16 protein-coding genes are annotated in these 14,486 nt (G+C 70.5%); 10 read left to right on the forward strand and 6 right to left on the reverse strand.

Translation table 11 applies throughout. The features are described 5' to 3' along the window. Positions 1-62 precede the first annotated feature (62 nt). The 3 genes from EJK15_RS00885 (at position 63) to EJK15_RS00895 (ending at position 4,142) form a co-directional block, all read left to right on the forward strand. Positions 63-1,157 (forward strand): glycerophosphodiester phosphodiesterase, encoded by a 1,095-nt coding sequence (locus EJK15_RS00885; RefSeq protein ID WP_240776687.1) that lies wholly within the window; start codon positions 63-65, stop codon positions 1,155-1,157. Between the two features lie 129 nt (positions 1,158-1,286). Beyond that, positions 1,287-2,687, forward strand: a complete 1,401-nt coding sequence (locus EJK15_RS00890) for a tetratricopeptide repeat protein (RefSeq protein ID WP_138708402.1) — start codon at positions 1,287-1,289, stop codon at positions 2,685-2,687. A 570-nt stretch (positions 2,688-3,257) separates the two neighbouring features. Beyond that, positions 3,258-4,142: a tyrosine-type recombinase/integrase gene (locus tag EJK15_RS00895; protein ID WP_138708403.1), complete on the forward strand. Its 885-nt coding sequence runs from the start codon at positions 3,258-3,260 to the stop codon at positions 4,140-4,142. Positions 4,143-4,150: 8 nt separating this feature from the next. Here the strand turns inward: EJK15_RS00895 and EJK15_RS00900 are convergent, their stop codons facing one another. Further along, a complete protein-coding gene (locus tag EJK15_RS00900) occupies positions 4,151-4,378 on the reverse strand; it encodes a hypothetical protein (RefSeq protein ID WP_138708404.1) in 228 nt (75 codons plus the stop codon). Here EJK15_RS00900 and EJK15_RS00905 point away from each other — a divergent pair, their 5' ends adjacent. The 3 genes from EJK15_RS00905 to EJK15_RS00915 all read left to right on the forward strand — a co-directional run bounded on the left by EJK15_RS00905 (position 4,379) and on the right by EJK15_RS00915 (position 6,451). Continuing rightward, a complete protein-coding gene (locus EJK15_RS00905) occupies positions 4,379-5,206 on the forward strand; it encodes a PIG-L family deacetylase (RefSeq protein ID WP_138708405.1) in 828 nt (275 codons plus the stop codon). A 56-nt stretch (positions 5,207-5,262) separates the two neighbouring features. Further along, positions 5,263-5,958 (forward strand): crotonase/enoyl-CoA hydratase family protein, encoded by a 696-nt coding sequence (locus EJK15_RS00910; protein WP_138708406.1) that lies wholly within the window; start codon positions 5,263-5,265, stop codon positions 5,956-5,958. Positions 5,959-6,130: 172 nt separating this feature from the next. Next, entirely contained in the window at positions 6,131-6,451 is a 321-nt protein-coding gene (locus EJK15_RS00915; RefSeq protein ID WP_138708407.1) for a hypothetical protein, read from the forward strand. A gap of 76 nt (positions 6,452-6,527) precedes the next feature. On the opposite strand, the gene EJK15_RS00920 is transcribed toward EJK15_RS00915, so the two are convergent. Beyond that, the gene (locus EJK15_RS00920; RefSeq protein WP_138708408.1) at positions 6,528-7,052 is read right to left on the reverse strand and encodes a hypothetical protein; all 525 of its coding nucleotides are present in this window, start codon (positions 7,050-7,052) and stop codon (positions 6,528-6,530) included. A 97-nt stretch (positions 7,053-7,149) separates the two neighbouring features. Between EJK15_RS00920 and EJK15_RS00925 the strand changes: the two genes are divergently transcribed. From EJK15_RS00925 to EJK15_RS00935, 3 genes are all read left to right on the forward strand, one after another. After that, a complete protein-coding gene (locus EJK15_RS00925; protein WP_171074032.1) occupies positions 7,150-7,806 on the forward strand; it encodes a TetR/AcrR family transcriptional regulator in 657 nt (218 codons plus the stop codon). A gap of 222 nt (positions 7,807-8,028) precedes the next feature. Beyond that, entirely contained in the window at positions 8,029-8,361 is a 333-nt protein-coding gene (locus EJK15_RS00930; protein ID WP_138708410.1) for an ArsR/SmtB family transcription factor, read from the forward strand. 220 nt (positions 8,362-8,581) lie between these two features. Beyond that, on the forward strand, positions 8,582-9,478 hold the full coding sequence (locus EJK15_RS00935; RefSeq protein ID WP_138708411.1) for a TIGR03620 family F420-dependent LLM class oxidoreductase: 897 nt from the start codon (positions 8,582-8,584) through the stop codon (positions 9,476-9,478). 82 nt (positions 9,479-9,560) lie between these two features. Here the strand turns inward: EJK15_RS00935 and EJK15_RS00940 are convergent, their stop codons facing one another. Genes EJK15_RS00940 through EJK15_RS00955 form a run of 4 tightly spaced genes read right to left on the reverse strand, consistent with a single transcriptional unit; the run spans position 9,561 to position 13,379 of the window. After that, the gene (locus tag EJK15_RS00940) at positions 9,561-10,592 is read right to left on the reverse strand and encodes a LacI family DNA-binding transcriptional regulator (RefSeq protein ID WP_240776702.1); all 1,032 of its coding nucleotides are present in this window, start codon (positions 10,590-10,592) and stop codon (positions 9,561-9,563) included. A 9-nt stretch (positions 10,593-10,601) separates the two neighbouring features. After that, positions 10,602-11,417 (reverse strand): ATP-binding cassette domain-containing protein, encoded by an 816-nt coding sequence (locus tag EJK15_RS00945; protein WP_138708412.1) that lies wholly within the window; start codon positions 11,415-11,417, stop codon positions 10,602-10,604. Beyond that, the gene (locus EJK15_RS00950; protein ID WP_206060587.1) at positions 11,414-12,376 is read right to left on the reverse strand and encodes an ABC transporter permease; all 963 of its coding nucleotides are present in this window, start codon (positions 12,374-12,376) and stop codon (positions 11,414-11,416) included. The genes EJK15_RS00945 and EJK15_RS00950 overlap by 4 nt, the downstream gene beginning before the upstream one ends. A gap of 10 nt (positions 12,377-12,386) precedes the next feature. Continuing rightward, positions 12,387-13,379, reverse strand: a complete 993-nt coding sequence (locus EJK15_RS00955; protein ID WP_138708414.1) for a sugar ABC transporter substrate-binding protein — start codon at positions 13,377-13,379, stop codon at positions 12,387-12,389. 148 nt (positions 13,380-13,527) lie between these two features. Between EJK15_RS00955 and EJK15_RS00960 the strand changes: the two genes are divergently transcribed. Beyond that, entirely contained in the window at positions 13,528-14,466 is a 939-nt protein-coding gene (locus EJK15_RS00960) for a carbohydrate kinase family protein (protein ID WP_138708415.1), read from the forward strand. Positions 14,467-14,486: the final 20 nt, after the last annotated feature.

The raw sequence follows: 14,486 nt of genomic DNA on the forward strand, positions 1-14,486 counted from the left end.
ACGCCTTTCACTGTGCGCTCACGCGTAACTCGCGGTCCACCTCGCCGGTTTACCGTGCGCGCATGATGATGCGCAGGTTATTCGCGAGTGTGCTGGCCGGTGTCCTCGCCGGCGGTACGGTCGCCGTCGTGCTGATCCAGACACCACCCGCCACGGCGGACCGCCGCGGCCACGCTCCCATCGTGATCGGGCACCGGGGCGCCAGCGCTCACCGGCCCGAGCACACCCTCCTGTCGTACGAGGCGGCCATCGCCATGGGCGCCGACTACATCGAGCCCGACCTGGTCGCCACCAAGGACCACGTGCTGGTGGCCAGGCACGAGAACGAGATCTCCGGCACGACGGACGTGGCCGCGCGGCCCGAGTTCGCCGGCCGGCGCACCACCAAGACCGTGGACGGCCGGCCCGTCACCGGCTGGTTCACCGAGGACTTCACACTGGCCGAGCTGAAGACGCTGCGCGCCAAGGAACGCGTGCCCGACCTGCGGCCGGACAACACGGCGTTCGACGGGCTGCCGGAGATCCCGACGTTCGAGGAGGTCGTGCAGCTCGCGCTCCGGCACGGCGTCGGCGTCTACCCCGAGACCAAGCACCCGACGTACTTCGACTCCATCGGCCTGTCGCTGGAGGAGCCGCTGCTCGACGTGCTGAACCGGCACCGGGTGCGCAAGGCGTACATCCAGTCGTTCGAGACCGCGAACCTGCGCGAGCTCAGCGGCAAGACGCGGCTGCCGCTGATCCAGCTGATCACGGCCACCGGCGCGCCGTACGACTGGGTGGCCGCCGGCAGCACCCGCACCTACGACGACATGGTGAAGCCGGAAGGGCTGCGCGAGGTGGCCGGGTACGCCGACGGGATCGGTGTGGACACGCGGCGCGTGGTGCCGGTGGACGCCGCGGGCAAGACGCAGCCGCCCACGACGCTCGTCGCCGACGCCCACCGCAAGGGGCTCGACGTGCACGTCTGGACCGTCCGCAACGAGAACTCCCAGCTCCCGGCCGACTACCGGATGGGGAACCCGGCCAGTCCGGTGTACGCGCGGGCGACCGGCGACGTGACGGGCTGGCTGTCCAGGCTCGTCGAGCTGGGCATCGACGGCGCGTTCTGCGACGACCCGGCCATGGGCAGGGCCGTGGTGGCCAAGCTGTCCGTCTGACGGCCCTCAGGTGCGGCGCCGGCGGGACTCGCCGAGGCAGTAGGCGGCGAGCGGAAGTGCCCAGCAAACGGCCTCCCAGACGTCGGCGCCGCTCCCCTCACCCGGCGGGCGGGTGGTTACAGTGGATCGATGACCACCGACCAGCACGGCCTGGCCTTGAGCGAGGCGAGCGGCGCCGCCGCACGGCACTACGACCGGGCGATCCACGAGTTGCTGCACTTCCGGGCCGAGGTCGACGCCGAGACGAACGCGGCGCTGGCCGAGTCGCCGGACTTCCCGATGGGCAACGTCCTGGCCGCGTACCTGGGGCTGCTGACCACCGAGGTGGAGGACGCGCGCACGGCGCGGGTGCGGTTCGGCGCCTTCCGCCGCAGGATCGACGAGACGTCGCTGCTCCCGCGCGAGCGCGCGCATCTGGCGGCCGTGCAGGCGCTGCTCGACGGCGACTTCCTGACGTGCGGGGCGCTGCTCGGCGAGATCGCGGTGGAGCATCCGCGCGACGCGCTGGCGCTGGCCGCCGGGCACCAGATCGACTTCTTCACCGGCGACGCCCGCTCGCTGCGCGACCGGATCGGCGGGGCGCTGAACGCCTGGCGCGAGGACGACCCGCATTTCGGGCACGTGCTCGGCATGTACGCCTTCGGCCTGGAGGAGGCCGGGCACTACGACAGGTCCGAGGAGGCCGGGCTGCGGGCGGTCGAGCTGAACCCGCGCGACGTGTGGGGCATCCACGCGGTGGTGCACACGTACGAGATGCAGGGGAGGTTCGGCGACGGCCTGCGCTACCTCGACGCGCGGGTGCCGGACTGGTCCACCGGGACGTTCTTCAACGTCCACAGCTGGTGGCACTACTGCCTGTACGCGCTGGAGGCCGGGGACCTGCCGCGGGTGCTGGCGATCTACGACTCGGTGCTGGCCGACGGGCAGTCGTGCATGGAGCTGCTCGACGCGGCCGCCCTGCTCTGGCGGCTCCACCTGGAGGGATCCGACCAGCCGGAGCTCGACGAGCGCTGGCGGGCGCTGGCCGGGGAGTGGCCGATGCGGGTGGCCGAGCCGTTCTACGCGTTCAACGACATGCACGCGGTCATGTCGTATGTGGGCGCCGGGCGCATCGGGGAAGCGGAGAAGCTGATCGCGACGCGGGAGGCGTACGTGCAGGAGCCGCGTCCCGGGGTGACCAACCGCGAAATGACGCTGCGGGTTGGGCTGCCGGTGTGCCGGGCGATCGTGGCGTTCGGGCGGGGCGATTACGCATCGGTGGTCGATCTGCTGTACCCGATCCGGCACAGGATCAACGAGTTCGGTGGCAGCCACGCGCAGCGCGACGCGGTGCAGAAGACGCTGCTGGAGGCGGCGCTGCGGGCTGGGGCGCGGGATGTGGCGCGGGTGCTGGTGAGTGAGCGGATCAACGTACGGCCGTGCAGCCCGTACAACTGGCTCAAGCAGGCGGCGCTGGCCGACGCCTTGGGAGACCGGGCCGCGGCCGCGACCGCCCGGGTGCGCGCAGACGAGCTCGTACGCACCGCCTGACCACGGTCCTGCCGCGCCATCTGACCGCGGTTTCCCCTCCACCAGGTGTGTCCGGCAAGCGGCGTTCCGTGAGAAGATCGAGATCATGATCGGTCTGCCAGGCTCGGGCCGTCGCGGTTGCCATGCCCTTGCGACGGCCACCCCCGTGATCCTCATGCCACGTCCATGGATGCCTGCCCGGGCCGGTGTCCTGTCGCCAGATGTGGCGCGTGGCCATGCGGGGTGCTCGCGGGCGTTCGATCACCGTCCCCTCCAGTCCGTCCGCGCGACCCCCGTCGCGTGCTGACCATGCGCCGAGGGGACCCCACCGAACCGACCCCGGACCCGACCTCGACCCCGGACACGGCACCTGGCCCCCCGCACTCCGGCGACACTCGCCCAGAGGGCCGGCGCAAGTCCGCGCCACCACCCGCCCCAGGCAGAACCGACGTCAGGCAGCCACCACCCGCCCCGGGTAGGACCGACGTCGGGCAGCCGCCACCCGCGCCGGGCAGGACCAGTGCGGAACAGTCGCCGGCCCCGCGTGCGACGAGCGTCGGACAGTCGCCGCCGCCGCTGCCCGCCCCGGGAGTGACCAGCGTCGGAGGGCTGGCCGGCCTGCGGCCGCGCCGCCGTCCCCGTGACGGGGGCGAGGTGCCCGGCGCCGACGTCGACCTGATCGACGCCCTGGACCCGCTGACCTGGCGTACGGTGATCGCCTGGCTGCGCGACCGGCCCTCCACGGCCACACGGCAGGCCGGCCTGCAGGTTCTGACGTCGTTCCTGCGCTGGCTGCGCGGCGTGGAGCCCCTCGCCGTCACCGGAGCCCACCTGGACGCCTACTGCGACGCCGCCCGCACCGGCACCCTCGCGCGCAAGCCCCTGGCGAACACGACGGTGGCCAGGAAACGGGCCGTGCTGCTCTCCTTCTACGCCTTCGCCTGGCGGCACGGCGTGGTCCGCCACAACCCGACCTCCAGCCCACCGGCGGCCAAGGCCCGGGACGCGCGATCGCTTCCCCGGGAAGAACGGCGCCTGATCCGCCAGGGCATCGCGCGGCTGGCCGCCGAGGGAAGGACGGCCGAGGCCGCCGCCGTCGCGCTGCTGGAGGCCACCGGCGCCTCCGTGGACGCGCTGGCCGGCTTGACGTCCCAGGACATCCACACCGTGGCCGGTCGCGACGGCGGCCAGCCCGCCGTGATCACCGTGCACCACGGCCGCCACGACATCGCCGCCTTCCCGATCCCCCCGCTGGCCCGCCCGCCGCTCCGCATCCTGTGCGCCAGCCGGCCCGCCGGAGAGCCGCTGCTCAGGCGGCCCGACGGCCGTCCCGTGGACCTCGAGTGGCTCAGGGCCGCGCTCACCGACGCCGCCCTGGCCGGGGGGATCCCGGAGCAGCGAGCGCGGCAGCTGCACCCGCACCTGCTGCGCGCCACCACCGTCACGGAGCTCTTACACGAGGCCGCCTCCCCCTGAAGCAGGGTTCACCGCTCCAGCGCGGCGATCACCAGCACGAAGATCTCCTGGCCGCCGGGATCGTCCTTGACCGGCGCCCTTCCCCGCCCGAGCGCCGCTTCTCGCCGGGCACGCGGGTCCGTCCGGCATCGATCGCCCAGGCCGGCCCAGGCGAGCGGACGGCGCGGGCGGACGGCCCGGGCGGACGGCCCGGGCGGACGCGGGCTTGTCGGTGGCGGCGGGTAGTGTTTCGCCACATGGATCGGCAACTCACCCTGATGGTCGTGCACGCCCACCCCGACGACGAGTGCCTGAGCACCGGCGGCGTCCTGGCCCGCTACACCGAGGAGGGCATCCGCACGGTTCTGGTCACCTGCACCAACGGCGAGCAGGGCGACGACCAGAACGGCGTCAAGCCGGGCGAGGCGGGCCACGACGACGCGGCCGTGGCCGCGCGCCGGCTCGCCGAGCTGCGCGAGTCGGTCGCCCACCTGGGCATCGACCACCTGGAGCTGCTCGGCTACCGCGACTCCGGCATGGACGGTTGGGCGGGCAACGGCCACCCCGACGCGTTCGCGAACGTACCCCTGGAGGTGGCCGCCGGCAGGCTGGCCGCGCTCATGGAGCACTACCGGCCGCAGGTCGTGGTGACCTACGACGAGACGGGCGGCGGCGGCTACGGCCACCCGGATCACGTCCAGGCCCACCGCATCACGGTGGCGGCGGTGGAGTCGACCGGCATTCCCGACAAGTTCTACTACACGGCTATCCCCCGGTCCGCCATCAAGCGGATGTTCGAGACGATGCAGGAGCACGGGGTCGACCTCGGCGGGTTCGAGCCCTCCGACGACTTCGGCACCCCCGACGAGCGGGTCACGAGCGTCGTCGACGTCACACCATACGTCGAGCGCAAGCTCAAAGCGCTCAAGGCACACGAGAGCCAGGGGGAGAACATCTTCTTCTTCCGCATGCCGGAGGAGGCGCAGCACCAGGCGTTCTCACATGAGGCGTTCGAGCGGGTGTTGAGCAAGGTGGACGCCCCCGGCCACGAGGAGGACCTGTTCGCGGGCCTGCGTGACGGCTAGCACCCAGAACGTCTGGAACATTATTCTGGAGGCTACTTCGACCGGAAGAGGCCGCCATGGGGACCATCGTCACCTACCAGCTCAAAAACTCCGTCGCCACGATCATCATGGACGACGGCAAGGTCAACGTGTTCTCGCTCCCGATGGTCACCGAGCTAAGCGCCGCCCTCGACCAGGCGGCCGCCGACTCGGCGGTCGTGCTGCTCGGGGGCCGGGACGGGGTCTTGTCGGCCGGGTTCGACCTGGGGACGCTCAGCGCCGGCGGTGACGAGGCCGTCGCCATGGTGCGCGGCGGGTTCGAACTGGCGGCGCGGCTGCTGTCGTTCCCGACGCCCGTGGTCATCGCCTGCACCGGTCACGCGGTGGCCATGGGCGCGTTCCTGCTGCTGTCCGGGGACTACCGGGTGGGGGCGGCCGGGCCGTACCGGCTGGCCGCCAACGAGGTGGCGATCGGGATCACGATGCCGTACGCGGCGGTCGAGATCCTCCGGCAGCGGCTCACCCCCGCCTGCTTCACCCGGGCCGTGGCGCTGGCCGAGATCTTCTCCCCCGGCGACGCGGTCGCGGCCGGATTCCTGGACCGGGTGGTCGAGCCCGCCCGGGTTTGGGACGCCGCCCGCGCCACCGCGGAGTCGCTGAGCAAGCTGGACATGGGGGCGCACGCGGCGAGCAAGCTGCGCGCCCGGCAGCACGTGCTGGAGGCCGTACGCGCCGGGATCGAGAAGGAGTTCGGAGACGCGACCCTCCTCTAGAGTCTGATGCGATCACCGCCTTCCTCGTCTTCCCGGCTGGACAGAACGGCGCCTGGGCGGTGGGCGGCGTCACGTCCGGCCTCCGGGAACTCGGCCTGCCGAAGCGATCAGCAGGATCGGTCGTATGGGACAGTGGGGGCCACCGGTCTCCACACGTTTTGAAGCGGGAGCTATGGCGGCAGAGTTCGAGTTCGGCGATTACATCCTGGTGCAGGACGGCAGGACCCTCGAAGTCTTTCATCAGGGCCTGTCCGAGAGCAGGCGCTACCATGTGGCGTTTCTCGGGGTGGATGTCCAACCGCACGGCGACTGGTTCAAAGTTCACCTCGGCGCCAGGCGGGGCGACGACCAGGTCATCGGCGGGGTGAGACTGAAGATGGACGGAGAGCAGTTCGCACGTTTTCGTGATTTCATCGCCTTGGCCATCGCAGCACGCGACGGGGTGAGCACGCTGGGACCGGACAGCGCGGTGCCGGCGCGACGCCCGCACTGAGGGTCACAGCCGCGCTCCGGTCGCCGATCCCTGAGCACACCACGCGCCCGTCACCTCGGCGGAGGCGAGAACGCGCCTAGACGACCGCCTCGACCGCCGCGACCACCCCGCCCGCCACCAGTCCCACCACCACGATCAGCGGGCTGCCCTTGGCACCCTCGACGAGGTGAAATTTCAGATCTCGATACTCGGGCATGCCCTCGGTGCCGGGCAGCACCATGAAACGCGGACGCAGCCCCGCGAAGATCAGCCAGTCGAGCACCACGAGGTCGAAGACGGACATCGTGCCGAACACGATCGCCGCGCAGACCGCCGCCGCCAGGAATCCCAGGTCGCCTCCCACCGTGGCTCTGAGGTGGAGGATCGCCACAGCCAGCAGGGGAAGAAAGCACAAACCCCAGAAGACCACTCCGACCCATAAGGCCACTCGCCGGCCGCGAGCGCTCCTCGGCCTGCCGTAGCGCTCCTGGATCGCGGGCGGGTAGTCGCCGAGCAGGAAGTCACGGCTCACGAGAAAGCCGGCGATCAGCGCGAGCGTGAACAGCACGCTGACCACGAGCCCGTACCCGACGCCGAGGCCGGCGACCGAACTCCACTGCATGCGCGCTCCATTCGTAGGCGGAGCTCCTAGGATCACGCGCTCGCCCCATTAAAGTCAACATAGTGTGAAGTTCAACGGGAGTGGCTAACATGTGCCGGTGTCCTCCACCACGGACGAAGAGCCCGACGTCCCGGTCAGGCGCCGCAGACGCCCTGCGTACCGATCGGGACGCCCGACGCTTACCAGGGAAGGAATCGCCAAGGCGGCCTTGGACGTGCTCGCCGACGGCGGACCGGCCGGCCTCACCATGCGGGCCGTCGCCGCGCGGCTCGGCGTCTCAGCGCGCGCCCTGTACAACTACGTGACCGACCGCGACAGCCTGCTCCAGCTCATCGTCTCCGTCAGCCAGGCCGCACGTCCGGCCGCGAACTTCGACCCGGCCTGCTGGCAGGACAGCCTGCGCCACTACTGCCACGACCTGCGCGCCTGGTACCGCGCCCATCCCGGCCTGCTCGCCCTGGCCCGCGCAGAGGATCTGACCACGTTCGCCGCGCCCGAGACCGACAAGGCCGTCGTCGACTTCTTCCTCGCCATCGGGCTCTCCGCGGAGGACGCCTACCGGGCCTGGGCCATCACCGTTCTCCAGGTGGCCGGCTTCGCCGAGATCTGGGACGGCTGGCACGACCGCCCTCCTCCGGGCACCGATCCGGCGGCCTGGCACCGGCACGAGCCGGCCACCGCCTCCACGGAGCCGGACCAGTTGTTCGAGTCAGCGCTGGACATGCTGGTCGCGGGGATCGCCGCCATGCGCTGACCGGCCTGCGCCGGCGACTGCTCCTTGCCCAGATGTCCGTCCCGGCCCGTGCCGGTCAGCCGGCCCACGCAGGGGCGGGGTCTTGACGGGCGGGTTCGACCTGGGGGCGCTCAGTGCCGGCGGTGACGAGGCCCTTGCCATGATGCGCGGCGGGTGGGAGCCGGCGGCGTCGCTCATATCGGAATCGTCCGAAACGTAGGCAATGACCTATATCCTGGGCCTATGGCGGAGACTGCGGATGCACCGGATCTCGACGTGGTCTACGCGTTGCGGGCACTGTCGAACCCGATGCGACTTCAGCTGCTGTCGTGGTTGCGCGAGCCGGAGCGTCACTTCTCGCTGGAGGGAGCGATCGCCGACCCGGTCGAAGTGGGGGTCTGCGTGAGCCACATCCAGGCCAAGGTGGGGCTGGCCCAGTCGACGGTGTCGGCGTACATGGCCGAACTGCAGCGAGCAGGCTTGGTGCGGGCGACGCGAGTGGGCAAGTGGACCCACTACAAGCGCGATGAGCAGCGCATTGCCGAGCTCGTGACCGTGCTCGGGCAGACGCTCTAGGGCTGCGGCGTCGCGTGACGCCGCGCACCTGCTGGACGTGACGATGGACACGGTTCAGTTCTTTCCGTAACCAGCGCTCGAGCATGGGGTCCGACGGTCCGCCTGGCAACGTCGTTGCTCCTGACCCACTACATCGAAGCCCGAGCGGGTTGCACATCACATCGTCATTCTGCGATAGTCCGATATGTTCGGATCGGCGACGTACATGAGGAGATGTTCGATGGGCACCATCGATGGCCTGGATCTTGGGACGTTCGGGGTATGGACCTTTGACTTCGAGGAGCAGCCGGCCGCGCAGATGCGCGAGTCGATTCAGGAACTCGAGGGGCAGGGATGGCGGGCGTTCTGGATTCCGGAGCTCCTCGGGCGCGAGGCGCTCACGCACGCCGGCTATCTGCTCTCCTGCACCGAGCAGATGCACATCATCAACGGCATCGCACAGATCTGGTCGCGCGAAGCCCGGTGGACGTACGGGGCCGGCCTCCTTTTGGCCGACGCCTATCCCAATCGGCACGTGCTCGGTCTGGGATTCGGCGGCCCGCGGCCTGGGACCAAGCCCATGGCGGCGATGATCAAGTATCTCGACGAGTTGGATGCGGCCGAGACGCCCAACCCCATGCCCAAGGCTCCGATGCACCGCATACTGGCCGCGTATGGGCCCAAGATGATCGAGCTGGCTCGCGACCGCTCCGCCGGCGCCCACGTCTACCACGCCAACGTGGCACACACCGCGCAGACGCGGGAGATCCTCGGGCCGGACGCGTTCCTGGGCGTCGAACACGCGGTGCTGTTCGAGTCCGACCCCGGCAAGGCCCGCGAGATCGCGCGCAAGCACCTGCACACCTACCTGAACGCCAAGTACAACATCGCGAAGTTCCGCCGGCTGGGCTACTCGGAGGAGGAGCTCACCAACGGCGGCAGCGACCGCTTCGTCGACGACCTTGTGTTCTGGGGCGACCTGGACACCATCGCGGAGAAGCTCCACGCCCATGTCGAGGCCGGCGCCGATCATGTCGGCGTGCAGGTGATCGGGATCGAGCCGGGCCGGTCCGCGATGCCGTACTGGCGCATGCTCGGCGACGCGCTCCTGCGTCCACTTCCCTCTGGCCGTCCCTAGAACCCCGAGACACCGTCCTATCGAAGACACCGGCCGGCCGAACCTCGTTCCGGCCGACCCGCGGCTGCGGACCCGGGCAGGCTTACCGAGGCGCGGGGAGTTCGCCCGATCCCCGTACGATCAAGCGGGTAGGCACCAGGGACCTGCGGGCCTTCGACTTGTCGCCGTCCAGGCGGGACAACATCAGTTCCGCCGCCACCACCCCCAACCCCGCCGCGTCCTGGGCCACGACCGTCAGCGGTGGGTCTAAACACTCCGCCAAGGGGATGTCGTCGAAGCCGACCAATGCCACATCTCTGCGCCCCGACCGCGACAGCGCCACCACCGCCCCCATCGAGGCGAAGTTGTTGGCCGCGAAGAGGGCGGTCGGCGGGTCGGCGAGGGCGAGGAGGCGCATCGTGGCGGCCACCGCGGCCTCCTGGTCGTGGCCGCTCTCCACCAAGGCACGGTCGAACGGAAGGCCGGCCTGGTCGAGGGCGTCGCGGTAGCCCTGGAAGCGTTCGCGGCGGGTGTAGAGGGTTACGGGCAGGTCGCCGATGAAGCCGATCCGGCGGTGGCCGTGGGTGATCAGGTGGGCGATTCCGGCCCTGGCGCCGTCCCGGTTGGCGGTGACCACGCAGTCGGCCGTCAGCCCGACGGCGGGGCGGTCGAGGAAGACGATGGGCAGGCCGGCCACCCGCTCGGTACGCAGGTGGCGATGGTCGCTGGCGGCCGACGGGACCACCATGAGAGCGCTCACCCTGCGGGCCAGGAACGTCGCGATCAGCGACTGCTCCAGGTCGGCCGTCTCGCTGGAGGAGCCGACGATGAGGGTGAGGCCGCGGGCGCGGACGACGCTCTCGACGCCGCCCGCCACCGCCCCGAAGAACGGGTTGCCCATCTCGGGGATGACCAGGCCGATCGCGGCGTCCCGCGCGCCGACCCGCATGTTGCGGGCCATCAGGTTGGGCTGGTAGCCCAGCTTCCTGACGGCCTCCATGACGCGCTCGCGGGTTTCCACGGCCACCGGGCCGTCGTCGTTCAGCACCCGCGAGACGGTCTTCGCTGTGACCCCGACCTCACGCGCCACATCAGTCATTGTCGGACGCCGCATTTCGCCCATTTTACGGCTCACGATCTTCAATCAGGACAGACCGATCGCGTCGGCCGCGTCCTGGTCCGCCACTACGGCCTTGCCCTCCTTCGACACCTGGAGCGCCCCGGTCATGATGGCCACCACCTCGGCCATGCTGTGGTCGCCGGGAGCGATCTCGGCGACCCGGCGGCCCAGGCGCTGGATGTGGATGCGGTCGGCGATCTCGAAGACGTGCGGCATGTTGTGGCTGATCAGCACGACCGGCGTGCCGCGGTCGCGGACCCGCTTGATCATGTCGAGCACCTGGCCGGACTCCTTGACCCCGAGCGCCGCGGTGGGCTCGTCCATGACCACGACGTGCGTCGCCCACGCCACCGCCCTGGCCACGGCCACGCCCTGCCGCTGCCCGCCCGACAGCGACTCGACGGCCTGGGTGAGCGAGCGCAGCCCGATCTTGAGCGCGGCCATGTGCCGGGCGGACTCCTCGCGCATGCGTTTCTTGTCGAGCATGCGGAAGACGCTGCCGAGGATGCCCGGCTTGCGGAGCTCCCGGCCGAGAAACATGTTCGTCGCGATGTCGAGCGAGGGCGCGACCGCGAGGTCCTGGTAGACGGTCTCGATGCCGTGCCGGCGCGCGTCGAGGGGGTCGCGGAAGCGTACCGGTTTGCCGTCGAGCAGGATCTCGCCGGAGTCCGGCTGCACCGCACCGGTGAGCGCCTTGATGAGGCTGGTCTTGCCGGCGCCGTTGTCGCCGATGACCGCGAGCACCTCGCCGGGCATCAGGTCGAAGTCGGAGCCGTCGAGCGCGGTCACGTGGCCGTACCGCTTGACCAGGCCGCGGGCCTGGAGCACCGGGGTGGTCATCGGTTCCTCCTTCGGGAGAGCTGGTCGACCGCGACGGCGAGGATCACCAGGATGCCGGTGATGAGCGTCTGATAAATCGACGGTACGCCCATCAGCTGCAGGCCGTTGCGGAAGACCCCCACGATGAGGGCGCCCACCAGCGTGCCGATCACCAGCCCGCGGCCGCCGAACAGGCTCGTCCCGCCGAGCACGACGGCGGTGATGCTGTCGAGGTTGTCGGTCTGGCCGGCCTGCGGGTCGCCGACGCCGGTGCGGGAGACGAGCAGCAGGGCGGCGATGCCGTAGACGAAGCCGGCCAGCGTGTAGACGCCCACCGTCAGCCGCCGCGTCCTGATGCCGGTCAGCCGGGCGACCTCGGGACTGTTGCCGAGCGCGTACACGTGCCGGCCCCACGCCGTGGACCCCAGCAGGTACGCGAACAGCAGGAACAGCAGGATCGTCAGCAGCGACCCGTACGTGACGTTCGTCTGCCCGATCGGGAACGTCTGCCCCAGGAACGTCAGCAGCGCCGGCAGGTCCGTCACCGTCTGCTCGTTGGAGTAGATGTGCGTGAGCGCGAAGGCCACGTTCAGCATGCCGAGGGTCACGATGAACGGCGGCAGCGAGATCTTCATCACCAGCAGCCCGTTGACCAGCCCGAACCCGGCGCACACCGCGAGCCCGGCGGCCACCGCGAGCAATGGCGGCAGGCCGCTCTCCACAGCCAGCTTGGTCATCACGATCCCGCCGAACGCCATGATCGCGCCGCAGGCCAGGTCGATGCCCGCGGTGAGGATGATCAAGGTCTGCCCGATGGCGAGCGTGCCGACCACCATGACCTGCTGGATGATCAGCGAGAAGTTCCCGCCGGTGAAGAACTGGTCGGAGTTGACCCCGAAGAACACGCAGGCCAGCAGGAGCGCGGCCGTGGGCCCCGCGACGGGTGTACTGATCAGGCGGCGCGGCAGCGTCGCTTCCATGACGGCCATGTCAGCCCCAGCAGTTTTCCAGGCCGAAGGCGGTGTCCTTGGACTCGACCCCGGAGACGGCCTTGTCGGTGATCAGCGTGACGCCGGTGTCGGTGTAGCCGGAGGCCTTCTTGCCGGTCTTGGCGAACTCGGACACCGCCTTGACGCCGTCCTCGGCCATCTTGAGCGGGTACTGCTGGCTCGTGGCGATGATCTGTCCGGACTGCACGGCCTTGACGCCGGTACAGCCGCCGTCCACGGACACGATCAGCACCTCCTTCTCGCGGCCCTTGGCCTTCAACGCGGTGAACGCGCCGAGCGCGGCCGGCTCGTTGATGGTGTAGACGAGGTTGATGTCGGGGGCCTTCTGCAGGCAGTTCTCCATCGCGGTCTGGCCCTTGGCCTGGTCGCCGCGGGTGTCCTGGGAGCAGACGATGGACGGGTCGCCCTCCTGGATGCCGTACCCCTTCAGGAACCCGTCGTGCCTGAGCTGGCCGACCGAGATGCCGGGCGCCAGGTCCAGCGTCGCGATCTTGGCGGGCTTGCCCGCCATGGCGGCCTTGGCGTACTGGCCGATCAGCTCGCCCGCCTTGAGGTTGTCGGTGGCGAACAGCGCGTCCGTGGCGTCCTGCGGCTCGGTGGGCGTGTCGAGCGCGATCACGAGCACGCCCGCGTCACGTGCCTTCTTGATGGCCGGGACGATGGCCTTGGTGTCGCTCGGCGTGATGAGGATGCCCTTCACTCCGGCGGCGACCATGTTCTCGATGGCGGTGATCTGGGCGGCGTTGTCGCCGTCGAACTTGCCCGCGGCGCCCATCAGCTCCATGCCGTTGGCCTGGGCGGCCTTCTGCGCGCCCTCCTTCATCTTGACGAAGAACGGGTTCGTCTCGGTCTTGGTGATGAGGCCGACCTTGGGCGTGGTGGTGGTGCCTTGCCCACCGCCCTCGCTGCCGCCGCCGCAGCCGGTGACGAGAAGCGCGGTGGCCAGGATGCCGGCCGAGAGCTTTGCATTCATGCGCGGTTCCTATCAGGGATGATTCAATGTCATCGTTGACATATGTCAACGTTGACATCCGCTGTGCTGCGATGATGGACTCCGATCCGAGAAACGTCAATGCCCCTGTGCCGTAACAAATTGGCAACGTGCCAGAAAGGCAGGTCCGATGATCGCTGTCCTGGGCGAGTGCGTCGCCGACGGCTTCACCGACCGGCGTCCCGCCGACGCGGCGGCCGGGTTGGCGTTGCGGGTGCTGCCCGGCGGCGGGCCCGCCAACACCGCCGTGGCGCTGGCGCGGCTCGGCACCCCCACGCGCTTCCTCGGCCGGATCTCCGGCGACGTGTTCGGCGGGCTGTTCCGCGAGCACCTCGCCTCATCGGGCGTGGACCTGTCGGCGTCCGTGGAGGCCGGGGAGCCGAGCACGCTCGCGGTCGCGGCTTTGGATCCCGGCGGCCAGGCCGCGTACACGTTCTACGCCGCGGGCACCGCCGACTGGCAGTGGACCCCGCACGAGCTGGCCCTGTCCCGCCTGGGCGGGGCCGCCTGCCTGCACACCGGATCGCTGGCGCTGGTCAGGGAGCCCGGCGGGGCGGCGGTCGAGGAGTTCGCGCGGGCCGCCGCCGAGCGCGCCACGATCTCCATCGACCCGAACGTCCGCCCCAGCCTCGCCTCCAGGGACGACTACCGCGTCACCCGGTGGTGCGAGTGGACCGACATCCTCAGGCTCAGCGATGACGACCTCGAATTCCTGCTGCCGGGCGTCCCGATGGAACGCGCCTGCGACACCTGGCACGCCGCCGGCGCCCGCCTGATCGTCATCACCCGGGGCGCGGACGGCGCGCTGGTGTCACTCGACGGGGAGCGGGCCACGGTGCCGGCGCCGGAGGTCGAGGTGGTCGACACGGTCGGCGCGGGCGACTCCTTCACGGCCGGGCTGCTGCACCATCTCGGCGCGAAGGAGCTGCTGGGCGGCCGCCTCGACGCCCTCGACCTGCCCACGGCCGTGGAGGCGGCGATGTTCGCGGCGCGGGTCTCGGCGCTGACGTGCTCGGTCGCCGGCGCCAACCCGCCCTGGGCGCGCCAGCTGGCCGCCGCGAACCGGTGATCGCGGTCGTCGTCGCCGAC

Source organism: Nonomuraea basaltis (assembly GCF_005893125.1).
GTDB lineage: Bacteria > Actinomycetota > Actinomycetes > Streptosporangiales > Streptosporangiaceae > Nonomuraea > Nonomuraea basaltis.